The organism is Ascidiimonas aurantiaca (assembly GCF_037646345.1).
Taxonomy (GTDB): Bacteria; Bacteroidota; Bacteroidia; order Flavobacteriales; family Flavobacteriaceae; genus Ascidiimonas; species Ascidiimonas aurantiaca.
On sequence record NZ_JBBEWR010000001.1, the window covers coordinates 466,330 to 478,880 of the forward strand.

The 12,551-nt window shown below is 39.8% G+C and carries 12 protein-coding genes; 7 read left to right on the forward strand and 5 right to left on the reverse strand.

Going from position 1 to position 12,551, the window contains the following annotated elements; all coding sequences use genetic code 11:
• Positions 1–48: 48 nt before the first annotated feature.
• The 3 genes from WAO84_RS02040 to WAO84_RS02050 all read left to right on the forward strand — a co-directional run bounded on the left by WAO84_RS02040 (position 49) and on the right by WAO84_RS02050 (position 2,457).
• Entirely contained in the window at positions 49–495 is a 447-nt protein-coding gene (locus WAO84_RS02040; RefSeq protein WP_340063355.1) for a type I restriction enzyme HsdR N-terminal domain-containing protein, read from the forward strand.
• 25 nt (positions 496–520) lie between these two features.
• Positions 521–1,522: a glycosyltransferase family 2 protein gene (locus WAO84_RS02045; protein WP_340063356.1), complete on the forward strand. Its 1,002-nt coding sequence runs from the start codon at positions 521–523 to the stop codon at positions 1,520–1,522.
• A 68-nt stretch (positions 1,523–1,590) separates the two neighbouring features.
• Complete coding sequence (locus tag WAO84_RS02050) at positions 1,591–2,457, forward strand: OmpA/MotB family protein (RefSeq protein WP_340063357.1); 867 nt, start codon at positions 1,591–1,593, stop codon at positions 2,455–2,457.
• Between the two features lie 83 nt (positions 2,458–2,540).
• Here the strand turns inward: WAO84_RS02050 and mltG are convergent, their stop codons facing one another.
• From mltG to WAO84_RS02065, 3 genes are read right to left on the reverse strand one after another with little or no spacing between them, the layout of a single operon-like run.
• Positions 2,541–3,590, reverse strand: a complete 1,050-nt coding sequence (gene mltG, locus WAO84_RS02055) for an endolytic transglycosylase MltG (RefSeq protein WP_340063358.1) — start codon at positions 3,588–3,590, stop codon at positions 2,541–2,543.
• A gap of 22 nt (positions 3,591–3,612) precedes the next feature.
• A complete protein-coding gene (locus tag WAO84_RS02060; RefSeq protein ID WP_340063359.1) occupies positions 3,613–4,233 on the reverse strand; it encodes an L-threonylcarbamoyladenylate synthase in 621 nt (206 codons plus the stop codon).
• A 50-nt stretch (positions 4,234–4,283) separates the two neighbouring features.
• Complete coding sequence (locus tag WAO84_RS02065; RefSeq protein WP_340063360.1) at positions 4,284–6,602, reverse strand: ATP-dependent helicase; 2,319 nt, start codon at positions 6,600–6,602, stop codon at positions 4,284–4,286.
• 127 nt (positions 6,603–6,729) lie between these two features.
• Here WAO84_RS02065 and WAO84_RS02070 point away from each other — a divergent pair, with 127 nt between their 5' ends.
• Genes WAO84_RS02070 through WAO84_RS02085 form a run of 4 tightly spaced genes read left to right on the forward strand, consistent with a single transcriptional unit; the run spans position 6,730 to position 10,693 of the window.
• Positions 6,730–7,275, forward strand: coding sequence for a DsrE family protein (locus WAO84_RS02070; RefSeq protein WP_340063361.1), 546 nt, complete (start codon positions 6,730–6,732; stop codon positions 7,273–7,275).
• A gap of 6 nt (positions 7,276–7,281) precedes the next feature.
• On the forward strand, positions 7,282–8,553 hold the full coding sequence (locus tag WAO84_RS02075; protein ID WP_340063362.1) for an amidohydrolase: 1,272 nt from the start codon (positions 7,282–7,284) through the stop codon (positions 8,551–8,553).
• A 5-nt stretch (positions 8,554–8,558) separates the two neighbouring features.
• The gene (locus WAO84_RS02080; RefSeq protein ID WP_340063363.1) at positions 8,559–10,133 is read left to right on the forward strand and encodes an FMN-binding glutamate synthase family protein; all 1,575 of its coding nucleotides are present in this window, start codon (positions 8,559–8,561) and stop codon (positions 10,131–10,133) included.
• Positions 10,134–10,174: 41 nt separating this feature from the next.
• A complete protein-coding gene (locus WAO84_RS02085; protein ID WP_340063364.1) occupies positions 10,175–10,693 on the forward strand; it encodes a DUF7935 family protein in 519 nt (172 codons plus the stop codon).
• Between the two features lie 5 nt (positions 10,694–10,698).
• Here the strand turns inward: WAO84_RS02085 and WAO84_RS02090 are convergent, their stop codons facing one another.
• Together WAO84_RS02090 and WAO84_RS02095 are read right to left on the reverse strand one after the other, a co-directional pair.
• Positions 10,699–11,619 (reverse strand): patatin-like phospholipase family protein, encoded by a 921-nt coding sequence (locus WAO84_RS02090; protein WP_340063365.1) that lies wholly within the window; start codon positions 11,617–11,619, stop codon positions 10,699–10,701.
• Entirely contained in the window at positions 11,620–12,519 is a 900-nt protein-coding gene (locus WAO84_RS02095; RefSeq protein ID WP_340063366.1) for a patatin-like phospholipase family protein, read from the reverse strand.
• Positions 12,520–12,551: the final 32 nt, after the last annotated feature.

The following is a 12,551-nucleotide window of genomic DNA, read 5'->3' on the forward strand; positions in this document are numbered from 1 at the left end:
ACATATTAACACACGAGTTATCCATCGGGAATTTATTAATTTCGCAATATGAGGAAACTGAACTTTCCAGAATATCACTTTCGGTTCAAAAATAGTGAAAATACCCCCCGCATATTCGATCCCGTGCGTAAAAAATTCGTGATCCTTCAACCTGAAGAATGGGTACGCCAGCATGTAGTACAGTTTCTTCACCGGGATAAAAAATATCCTTTAAGTCTTATTAACGTAGAAAAAGAACTTACTATTCACGGGTTACGAAAACGCTATGACGTAGTTGTTTACCGGCCCGACGGTAGCATCTGTATTGTGGTAGAATGCAAAGCTCCCGAAGTGCAAATACGCCAGGAAGTATTTGATCAGATAGCAAGGTACAATCTTTCATTGGGAGCCCGCTACCTTATGGTTACAAATGGCCTGAGACATTTTTACTGTACTGCCGATTATGAAAATGAAAAATTCATTTTTTTAAGAGATATTCCATCCTATATCACTTAATTTGTACCGCATTTTAAAAAACGATTTGAAAACAGCGGTAATCATACTTAACTGGAACGGCAAAAAGCTGCTGGAACAGTTTCTTCCTTCGGTAGTGAACTACTCTGCAGGGGCTGATCTGTATGTGGCTGATAATAACTCTACCGATGATTCGGTCTCGTTCTTGAAATCTAAATACCCTGAAATACAAATTATACAAAACAGGGAAAACGGAGGGTATGCCAAAGGATATAATGATGCTTTAAAAGAAGTAAAGGCCGATATTTTTTGTTTGCTAAACTCAGATGTAGAAGTAACACCCGGGTGGCTGGAACCGGTAGAAGATATTTTTAAAAAACATCCGGAAGTGGGGATCGTACAACCCAAAATACTGGATCAGAAACGAAAGGGGTATTTTGAGTATGCGGGAGCAGCAGGCGGGTATATTGATATGTTGGGATATCCGTTGTGCAGGGGAAGAATATTTCAGTCACTTGAAGAAGATACCGGTCAGTATAATGATGTAAAAGAGATTTTTTGGGCATCGGGCGCTTGTTTTTTTGTTCGCAGTTCCGTTTTTCGGGAGCTAGGCGGATTTGATGAAGACTTTTTTGCACATCAGGAAGAAATAGATTTTTGCTGGCGCACACGTAACCGGGGACTCACTGCTTTTTATACAGGTCATTCTCATGTGTATCATGTGGGTGGGGCCACGTTAAACAACATGAACCCTAAAAAAACTTTTCTCAATTTCAGGAACTCTCTTTTTTCTATAACCAAGAACGTACCTCGACGCTATTTTTTATCCGTTTTGGTTACCCGATGGTTTTTAGATATCATAGCAGCCATCCGATTTGTTTTGCAATTGCGGTTTCAACATTTTTGGGCCATTGTCAAAGCACATATAAGTTATGGTTGTCAATTTAGAAAAATGCTGGCCAAACGTGAAAACATCTCTGAAAAAAATAAATATTACATTGAAAAATCCATTGTATGGTCTTATTTCGTACGTAATAAAAAACGTTTTACCGATTTAATAAAATATTAACTAAACCCCTAGCGCCTTGTGGTAGCATTTTAATATTTTTGGGGGTGAAAAACCAATAGTATTTGATCATGAAAAGAATAATTGTAGTTGCCCTAGGGGCTGCCGTTTTCCTTACCTCCTGTGTTTCCCAAAAGAAATATGCAGAGTTGGAGGCAAAGCATAAAGAAACGGAAGATTTGTTAAACTCTGCAACTTTAAAACTGAATACCTGTCTTGAAGACAAAGCATCACTTGCTGCACGTAATGAAAGCCTTAAAGAGCAGGTAACTACTTTAAAGGCTAATAATCAGGACCTTATTAATAACATAGGAAATCTTACCACCCTTACTACAAAAGGTGCTGAAAACCTCGAAAAATCATTAGAGAGCCTTCGTGAAAAAGACCTTACTATTAATAAACTTCGCGATGCGGTTACCAGACGTGACTCTGTAAATCTTGCGCTGGTACAAAGCCTGAAAGGCGTTTTAGGGAATCTTGATGATGAAGATATCGAGATCAGCGTTGAAAAAGGTGTAGTATATGTTTCAATATCCGATAAACTTCTTTTTAGAAGTGGAAGTTATACAGTAACTGCCAAAGCTAAAGAAGTGTTAGGAAAAGTAGCTACAGTGGTTAAAAACAAGCCAGATTTTGAATTTATGGTAGAAGGCCATACCGATGATGTGCCAATCAAGAATGAGGTTCTTTTAGATAACTGGGATCTCAGTGTAAAAAGAGCTACTTCAGTGGTTAGAATACTTCAAAATGACTTTGGTGTGAAACCTGAGCGTATGACGGCTTCCGGAAGAAGTTATTATGTACCTGTAGCAGACAATACTTCTGCCGATGGAAGAGCTAAGAACAGAAGAACACGAATTGTGGTATTGCCTAAACTCGATCAGTTTTACGGTATGATCGAAGAAGGAATGAAAGATCCTGCTATAAACGGAAATTAACAGGAATCAACACTTTAAATAAAAAAAGTGCAATAGAAATTCTATTGCACTTTTTTTATTTTCTGTTTTAGACTGTTTTACGACTATCGGTAAAGTTTCATGGTATTCAATGCTTTTTGATACTTTCGGGCATTGACCAGGTGTTGCCTGTAGGTTTTGGCAAAGTTAGAATAGCCAGAAAGATCTTCACGGGCACAAAAAAACAGGTAGTCGTGCTTTTCATAATTTAACACAGCATCTATAAAAGGCGCCGAAGGTACATATATGGGGCCCGGAGGTAACCCAGCATACATATACGTATTGTATGGAGAGTCTAGTTTCTTGTCTTTATTAAGAACTCTTTTTATGGTAAAATCTCCTAAGATCCATACCAGTGTAGGGTCTGCATCCAGTTTCATTCCTTTTTTCAGACGGTTTATGTACACCCCGGCAATACGGCTGCTCTCTTCCATTTTAACAGTTTCACAGGTTACTATAGATGCAAGAATAGAGACTTCTTCCGGAGTCATTCCTATAGATTTTGCTTTCTCAAGGCGATCGGCATTCCAGAAATTTTTATATTCTGTTGACATTCGGTCCAACAGTGCGTCAGGCGTAATATCCCAATACACACGATAGGTGTCTGGAATGAACATAACAGCAAATGACTCATTGTTAAAACCATATTTTTGAGCAGTAGTGGTATCATTAAGTAATGTCAAAAGGCTTTCGTACGACATTTCAAGATTATCCGTTATCTTCTCTGCAAGCTCCTTTTTAGTGCGAGCGTTATTAAAAGTGATCCTTACTTCTTTTTCGGCATAGCCTTTCCGAAATCCTACGACCGCATCGGCAATCGTGGAGCCCTTGGCAAGTTCATATTTACCGGGTTCAATGGTAGCATCTTTAAGGTTTCGTCGTAAAGCGTATTTCCTAAAATTTTTCTCATTTTTTATAAGACCTTTATCAGCAAGGTCTTTTGAAAGAGAGTTTAAGGTTGTACCGGTTGGTATAAAATACACAGAGTCTTCTGTGAGCACCAGTTTTTCTTTACCGGTAAAGTAAAGCACTGCCAGCGGATATAGGTATAGTGCCACAGCTATGGAAATGGCTCCTATGGCCGACACCAGTACAAATCGAGTTTTTTTCTTCATGATCGGGGTCCTGTTTAAGGAGTTAAAAAATATCTGTAGTGCCCTTTCCTTCTCGTACCAGAACGGGCTCTCCATCTGAAAGATCAATGATAGTTGAAGGAATATTGTCTCCATACCCTCCATCTACAACCAGATCTACCAGATTTTTCCATTTTTCAAAGATAAGTTCGGGATCTGTGGTGTATTCTATGAGTTCATCTTCATCATAAATAGAGGTAGAAACTATAGGGTTGCCCAATTGTGCCACCAAGGTACGTGCAATATTGTTCTCTGGTATTCGGATACCAACTGTTTTTCGCTTTTTAAAATGTTTTGGCAGGTTATTGTTACCCGGAAGTATAAAAGTGTACGGTCCTGGTAATGCTCTTTTAAGAATTTTAAAGGTAGGCGTATCTATCTGTTTAACATAATCTGAAAGATTGCTAAGGTCTGCACAAACAAAGGAAAAATTAGCTTTTTCCGGCTTTACTCCTTTTATACGGGCAATTTTTTCCAAAGCCCTGGAATTGGTAATATCACATCCAAGCCCGTAAACGGTGTCCGTAGGGTAAATAACAAGGCCTCCTTTGCGAAGTACTTGTACTACTTTGGAAACTTCTTTAGGGTTCGGATTTTCTTCGTATATTCTTATTAATTCGGCCATTACACTGTAAAACAAACTGTAAAATTAAGGAATTATACCCAAAAGGAGGATCAATCAAGAATACTTAAACGGGCAAAACGAAGTAATAGTTTTTTAATACCCCCATTCTCAAAACGTATTTCCGCTTTTCGGTCATTCCCTACGCCTTCCAGGGTAATGACTTCCCCTTTTCCAAAACGGGTATGAGATATACGGGTACCCACATTAAGATCTGTTGGATCATGACCCTTATTTCCTACCGGCTGATCTATTTCGGGTTTTAATTTTCGAAGCTTTCGTAATTGTGCTTCTCCGGGACCTTTGGGTGGGGTTCCTGAAACCGGCTTTTGCTGTCGAAACTTACTTTTATCAACTTCGCCAAATATATCGGCATCCAGCATGGGCTTAAAACGATAGGTTTCTACCGGAGTTATGTATTCTATATACTGGTCATCTATTTCTTCTATAAACCTGCTGGGTTCTGCATCAATTAGTTTTCCCCAGCGATAGCGGCTTTGTGTATAGGTAAGATAGGCTTGTTTCTCTGCACGGGTAAGGGCCACGTAAAAAAGCCTTCGCTCCTCCTCCAGTTCACTGCGTGTATTCATACTCATGGCAGAAGGAAAAAGATCTTCTTCGAGCCCTACAATGTACACATAAGGAAACTCTAACCCTTTGGCGAGATGTATGGTCATAAGGGCTACCCGGTCATCATCTCCGGTATCTTTATCCAGATCGGTAGCCAGCGCCACATCTTCTAAAAATTCGGAAAGGGAACCGGTAGCATCGGCCAGTTCTCTTTGCCCTTCTACAAAATCTTTGATCCCGTTTAACAACTCTTCTACATTCTCCATTCGGGCAATACCCTCTGGGGTACCATCTTTTTTGAACTCCTGAATAAGCCCTGTTTTTTTGGTAACCTGCTCGGCAAGAACAAATGCATCTGAGCTTTCATTAGTAATTTGAAAGCTTTTGATCATGGTTACAAAATCTTCCAGTTTTTTACGGGTACCGGCATTGATCTTAAGGTCAATCCTGCTCAGATTTTCAATAACCTCAAAAACAGAACGTTCATAATGTTTGGCTGCTACGGTTAACTTTTCCATGGTGGTTTGCCCAATACCGCGGGCAGGATAGTTTACAATCCTGTTAAGTGCCTCTTCATCTTTTGGGTTCACTACCAGCCGCAAGTAGGCCAGTACATCTTTAATTTCTTTGCGCTGATAAAAAGAGAGTCCGCCGTATATGCGATAAGGAATATCTTTTTTTCGCAAAGCATCTTCAATGGACCTGGACTGCGAATTGGTTCGGTACAAAACGGCAAAGCTGCCATTGGGCAACTGGTGCTGTAGCCTGTTATCAAAAATTGAAGAAGCTACGAAGCGCCCTTCTTCCGCATCGGTGATCAGTCGGTTTACTTTAATGGCCGCCCCCTGTTCATTGTTGGTCCAGACTACTTTGTCCAGTCTGCTTTTATTTTTTTCGATAACAGAATTTGCGGCCTCTACAATGTTTTTTGTAGAACGGTAGTTTTGCTCAAGCCGGTAAACGGTCACGTTATCATAATCTTTCTGAAAATTGAGAATGTTATTGATATTGGCTCCTCTAAAAGCATAAATACTTTGTGCGTCATCACCTACTACACAAATATTCTGAAAACGATCGGAAAGGGCTCTTACTATAAGGTACTGAGAATGATTTGTGTCCTGATACTCATCTACAAGAATATACCGAAACCGATCCTGATATTTCATTAATACATTAGGAAAACGGGTAAGCAACTCATTGGTTTTAAGCAGCAGGTCATCAAAATCCATAGCCCCTGCTTTAAAACAACGCTCTACATACTCTTTGTAAATATCGCCCATTCGCGGCCTTTTGGCCATAGCATCAGCTTCTACCAGTTCCGGATTATTAAAATAGGCCTTTACGGTAATAAGGCTGTTTTTATATGATGAAATACGAGATTGTATCTGTTTGTACTTGTAAATATCTTTATCCAGCCCCATTTCTTTTATGATAGCGGAAATAAGTCGTTGAGAATCCTGGGTATCATAAATACTGAAGTTGGAAGGATACCCCAATTTATCGGCCTCATAGCGTAATATACGGGCAAAAACTGAGTGAAAAGTACCCATCCAGAGGTTTTTGGCCTCAGAGTTCCCAACAATTTCGGCGATACGCTTTTTCATTTCACGGGCCGCCTTATTGGTAAAGGTTAGCGCCAGAATACTAAAAGAATCTACTCCCTGACTCATTAAATAGGCAATACGATAGGTCAAAACACGGGTTTTGCCTGATCCCGCACCTGCAATAACCATTAAAGGACCTTCTTTATGAAGTACCGGGGCCTTTTGTGCCTCGTTTAGTTCACTTAAATATTTTTCCACAAATTTTATTCTCTACATCAAAAACAAAATGTGAAAATAACCATAATGAAGAGATTATTAAAGCCCCTTACCAATATTTATGAACATTGAAACATATATTTAATATATTTAGAAAAATTTATCTCTTATGCGATATGCCTTTTTTGTAAGTACTCTCCTGACCATGAGTATGTGTTTTCATTTGCATGGACAGTCTCTGCGTAAAAACGGCCCTGTTATTGAAAAGTTTGGAGGTGTATATGAAGTTCCTGATCCTGATTTTGAGGTTTCTGCTACCGAAGAGCTAAAAGTGGTTTTTGATGTGGATCAAAGTACAAGTGAACACCAAAACCTAAATCCGCGAATAAATACGGCGGCCCGTTTTTTGAATATGCATGCGCAAAGCGGTTTTTCTACGGAAAACTTAAAGGTTACGCTTGTAATTCATGGAGCAGCGTACAAAGACATTCTGAATGACGATGCCTATAAGGAACTTTTCGGGACCGGGAACCCCAACGCAAAACTCATTGAGGCTCTGGATGCTGCGGGAGTTGATATTATTATCTGCGGCCAGACGGCAGCACATAGAAATATAGACAAAACAGATGCGTTGCCGCAAATACAATGGGCTTTGTCTGCTATGACGGTTCTTATTCATTTACAAAACACGGGCTATCGTATGATTAAATTCTGAGTATGTATGAAACGGTATATTAGCTTTTTAATCTGTATAACTACTTTTTCTGCTTATGCGCAAACTTCGTTAGAAGAAGCCATCAAAAACATAGAGCCGAAAATAATAGAATGGCGAAGGTATTTTCATCAAAATCCGGAGCTTTCCAATCGTGAATTCAATACGGCAAAAAAAATAGCGGCCCATTTACGTAGTCTGGGTATAGAAGTACAAACCGGCATTGCCAAAACAGGTGTGGTGGGCATTTTACAAGGTAAAAGACCGGGGAAAACAATTGCTTTAAGAGCCGATATGGATGCATTACCGGTTACTGAGATCACGGATGTCCCATTTAAATCTACCGTAACAACTACGTTTCTTGGAAAAGAAACGGGGGTTATGCATGCATGCGGACACGATACTCATGTGGCTATTCTTATGGGCGTAGCCCAGATTCTGGCTGAAAATAATGATTTTGCCGGAACGGTCAAGTTTATTTTTCAACCCGCAGAAGAAGGTCCGCCCCCGGGAGAAGAAGGAGGAGCTTCGTTAATGGTAAAAGAAGGGGTTCTTAAAAACCCGGATGTAGAGGCAATTTTCGGACTGCATATTTCTTCTGGTACAGATGTGGGTAAAATCAACTATAAACCAGGAGGAGCTATGGCCTCCTCACAACGTTTTGTCATCAAAGTAAAAGGAAAGCAAACCCATGGCTCAAGCCCGTGGACAGGCATAGACCCTATTTTGGTATCGGCAAAAATAATTGACGGTTTACAGACCATTATTAGCAGGGAGTCTCCCCTTACCCATGAAGCTGCCGTGATATCAGTAGGTAAGATCTCTTCGGGCATACGGTTTAATATCATTCCGGAAGAGGCAGAAATGATAGGTACTATACGAACGTTAGATTATAAAATGAGGGAACTTATTAATCGTCGTATGCATGAAATGACTACCACTATTGCCAAAGCATACGGTGCTGAAGCCACTGTTCAAATTGAAGATACGGCTCCTATTACTTTTAACAGCCTGGAGCTTACTGCTAAAACATTGCCTTCACTTCATAAAGCAGCAGGAAAAGAGAATGTTATACTTTCCAAAGCAACCACCGGTGCTGAGGACTTTGCCTTTTTTCAGGAAAAAATACCCGGTTTTTATTTCTTCCTGGGAGGTAAACCTCTGGATATAACAGTTAACGAAGCTACAGCCCACCATACACCTTCTTTTTATATAGATGAAAGTGGTATGCTGCTGGGAGTAAAAGCATTTATTCATATCGTGTACGATTATCTGGAGTAGTAGTTATGCAAACATTTTTCGATTTCCTAATTCGTATTCCCTGGTGGGGCTGGCTAATTTTTGTTTTGCTGTTAGTAGCAGTAAGAGATGTTTTTTTACAGCGAAAACACACCATAAGTCATAACTTCCCGATAGTTGGACATTTGCGTTACTGGCTGGAAAGTATAGGCCCAGAACTAAGGCAGTATCTGGTAGCGAATAACCGGGAAGAGTTGCCTTTTAACCGTATAGAAAGAAGCTGGATCTATGCATCTGCCAAAAAAGAGAATAATTATGAAGGGTTTGGTACCGATCGTGATATTTATGCACATCAGTACATTTTTGTAAACAATGCCATGATGCCTTTTAAGCTTGCGCCGGGCCATCCTAATCTTGAAGATCATTGTTTTTTGCCATGTGCTAAAGTAATGGGTACTTATCACAATCGCAAAAGGCCCTTTCGCCCGGCATCGGCTATCAATATATCCGCCATGAGTTTTGGGTCATTGTCGGCAACTGCCGTAGATTCGCTCAACAGAGGAGCAGCCATGGCAGGCGCCTATCACAATACAGGAGAAGGAGGGCTTTCTCCCTATCATACAAATGGTGCAGATATTATTTTTCAATTTGGTACCGGTTACTTTGGCGTACGTGACACTAACGGACAATTTTCTATGGCAAAGCTTAAAAAATTGACACAAGAAAACACCTTTATAAGAGCTGTTGAAATAAAGCTTTCCCAGGGAGCCAAACCGGGTAAAGGCGGTGTGCTGCCCGGAAAAAAGATTACCGGTGAGATTGCGAAGATACGTAATGTAGAAAAAGGGAAAGATGTAATATCTCCCGCCGGACATACTGCCTTTGGTAATGTAGTGAAAATGGTTGGTTTTATTGAAGATATTGCCAAAGAAACCGGGCTTCCCGTAGGCATTAAAGCGGCCGTAGGAAAGCTCGATGCTTGGGAAGAGCTGGCACTTTTTATGAAGAAAACCGGAAAAGGCCCTGATTTTATTTCAATAGATGGTGGTGAAGGAGGAACAGGAGCCGCGCCTCCCAGTTTTGCTGACCATGTTTCTCTTCCTTTTGTATATGCCTTTCGCGATGTATATCGTATTTTTAAAAAGCACGAGCTTTGCGACCGCGTATTTTTTATTGCAAGCGGAAAACTAGGTTTTCCTGCAAAGGCGGTAATGGCCTTTGCTATGGGGGCCGATTGTATTAATGTGGCACGTGAAGCTATGATGAGCATTGGGTGCATACAGGCACAAATATGTCATACCAACCGTTGCCCTGCAGGTATAGCTACTCAAAGCAAATGGCTGCAAAAAGGGATCAATATTCCGCTTAAATCTGAAAGGCTCCGGCAATACTTCAGAACCTTCCGGAAAGAACTTTTGGAAATAACCCATGCCTGTGGTTATGAGCATCCCTGCCAGCTCTCTATGAGAGATGTTGATATCAGCCTCGGTGCGCATAATCTTACCCAAACCCTGGAGGCTGCGTATGGGTATGAGAAAGTACCGGTGCCCTTTAAAAGTATGCAGGAATTAAAGGATTGTTCTTATCTTGGCGGCAAAAATGAAATAAAAGAAACCTGTTAGCGTTTTAACATGGAAACTAACCAACATATAAATCCCTGTTCATGGATATGAAATTCCTGGAAATGCTTTTGTACGCTGTTCCTGCTTTGATTACCGGTATTATAGCCTATTACTTTTTTAATCTCCACACCAAAAACGAAGAGGGTCGTCGCCGTTTCCTTTTACATAAAGACATGCAAAAAAATGTATTGCCTATACGTTTACAGGCCTATGAGCGAATGGCACTTTTTCTGGAACGAATAGACCCCTCAAAATTACTGGTAAGAGTTCCTCCCGCAAGTCCTGATAAAAACAACTATGAATCCCTTCTTGTAAAAAATATTGAGAATGAATTTGATCATAACCTTTCTCAACAAATTTATATGAGTGATGAATGCTGGAATATTGTAAGAGCAGCTAAAAATGCTACGATCCAGATCATCAGAAAATCCAGTTTAAGCGATAAAAACGATTCGGCTGATAAACTTCGGGAAAGTATTCTGAACGATTTGCTGGACAGGCAGTCCCCCTCGAATGCAGCGTTGGCCTTTATCAAAAAAGAAGTTAGCGACCTCTGGTAGTTATATTAAGCAATATCTTTGGTTTTTTTGCGCTGTTCTGCGTCTTTACGAATTTTTTGTCCGGCATATTGGTACCCTTCAGCCCACCATTTTACCATTTCATGTTTGTTGAAAATGAGTGAGTTTTTCGTTAATGAAACCGGTGTGTAAAACAGGTTTAACTTTACATTTTTGTTTTGAGCAGCCAGTTTTCCTATCATAATATTGTGATATTCTACCTGATCAAGAAGGTAACTGAATAAGTTCACCATAAGTGAAAAAGGGTTTCTTCCCAGTATATTGTTACGTTCTACATTTTCGGTTTCCAGAATCACGGCATCCACTTCGGTAGCACCACGTCGTATAGCTTCCCGTATAGGTACTACAGAACCAAATCCTCCATCGGCATACTCACAGCCATTTTTACAGGCAATAGACATAAATGGAATATAATTGCAGCTTATCCAAATCCAATCACAAAAATCGCTATAAGAACAGTCCTTTGTTGACATATATTCTACCTTATTTCGCGTAAGATTAGAAACTGTTACCACTACCTCTTTTTCCAGTTGTGCTATTTTTTCAAAATCTTCAAGGGTAAAGCCGCGTTTAATGCTTTTTCTGAGGGATTTACTTTCGCCAAAGGTTCTTTTTCCTTTTATGATTTGCCATAAAACATTAAAATGATTAATGGCTACATATTCTTTTCCTTTACGACGTCTCACAATAAAAGGATTGTTGCTGAATATCTTCCTTTGGGTAACTGTGGTATAGTTATGGTACACCTTTTCAATCTGGCCCGAAGCTAAATGAGGTAACAGCAAACTACCGGTAGATGTACCAAGATAGAGGTCGTACTCCCTTTTCTGCTCTTTTATTAAATACTCGGCTACTCCTCCGGCAAAGGCTCCCTTACTGCCCCCTCCGGATATAACTAGGGCTTTCATCTATATAATTTGGTTGGTTTCAGTAATTTTTCGTTCTGCATAAGCAAACCCGAAATCCCACCATTTGGTCATTTGTTCTTTGTTAAATATCAAAGAGTTGGTAGTTAAAATGGTAGGGGTATAATAAAAGTTAATAATAACATTTTGATTGGAAGCTACAAATTTGCCAATTCTAATATTTTGATGCTCAATACGATCTGCCATGAAGTTAAAAATATTAGTGATGAGCGCAAAAGGGCTTTTACTGGGCATGCGGTTAAGGTGGGTTACTTCCGTTTGAAGGATTATGGCATCTATCTCGGTGGCTCCCCTTTTAATAGCCTCTTCAATAGGAACCATGCTCCCAAGCCCGCCATCTGCATACTCACAACCATTTTTACGCGCCAGGCTCATAAAAGGTGTGTAATTAGACGATATCCATATCCATTCGCAAAACTCTTCGTAGTTATAATCATTAATTGATTTATATTCCACTTGATTCAGTGAAATATTAGAAACGGTTACAATAACTTCCCGGGAACTTTCCTGAAGTTTTTGAAATTCTTCAAGGGTAAACGTATCTTTAATAAGCTGCTTCAGGTTATAACTCTCTCCAAAGGTTTTGCTTCCGCGTATAAAATTCCTGATAACATTGAGGTGATTAATACCAATGGTCTCAATTCCACGCTTTTTACGAACAATAAAAGGACAGTTGCTAAAAATACTGTTCTGATCTACAGAAGTATATACTTTTTTGATTTTTTCTACTTCGTCCAGTGCTAAATGAGAAATAAGAAGACTTCCGGTAGATGTTCCCAGAAATAATTGATACTCTTTTTGGAGTTTTTCGATAAGAAATTGGGCTACACCTCCGGCAAATGCTCCTTTACTGCCTCCTCCGGATATAACTAAGGCTTTCATAAATGAAAAATTAGTTGCTGTTGTAAATATAC

What these genes read in the sequence shown, in the direction of transcription:
- WAO84_RS02040 (WP_340063355.1), top strand. Translation starts at nt 49, where the DNA reads ATGAGGAAACTGAACTTTCCAGAATATCACTTTCGGTTCAAAAATAGT.
- WAO84_RS02050 (WP_340063357.1), top strand. Translation starts at nt 1,591, where the DNA reads ATGAAAAGAATAATTGTAGTTGCCCTAGGGGCTGCCGTTTTCCTTACC.
- mltG (WP_340063358.1), bottom strand. Translation starts at nt 3,590, where the DNA reads ATGAAGAAAAAAACTCGATTTGTACTGGTGTCGGCCATAGGAGCCATT.
- WAO84_RS02060 (WP_340063359.1), bottom strand. Translation starts at nt 4,233, where the DNA reads ATGGCCGAATTAATAAGAATATACGAAGAAAATCCGAACCCTAAAGAA.
- WAO84_RS02070 (WP_340063361.1), top strand. Translation starts at nt 6,730, where the DNA reads ATGCGATATGCCTTTTTTGTAAGTACTCTCCTGACCATGAGTATGTGT.
- WAO84_RS02075 (WP_340063362.1), top strand. Translation starts at nt 7,282, where the DNA reads ATGAAACGGTATATTAGCTTTTTAATCTGTATAACTACTTTTTCTGCT.
- WAO84_RS02080 (WP_340063363.1), top strand. Translation starts at nt 8,559, where the DNA reads ATGCAAACATTTTTCGATTTCCTAATTCGTATTCCCTGGTGGGGCTGG.
- WAO84_RS02085 (WP_340063364.1), top strand. Translation starts at nt 10,175, where the DNA reads ATGGATATGAAATTCCTGGAAATGCTTTTGTACGCTGTTCCTGCTTTG.
- WAO84_RS02090 (WP_340063365.1), bottom strand. Translation starts at nt 11,619, where the DNA reads ATGAAAGCCCTAGTTATATCCGGAGGGGGCAGTAAGGGAGCCTTTGCC.
- WAO84_RS02095 (WP_340063366.1), bottom strand. Translation starts at nt 12,519, where the DNA reads ATGAAAGCCTTAGTTATATCCGGAGGAGGCAGTAAAGGAGCATTTGCC.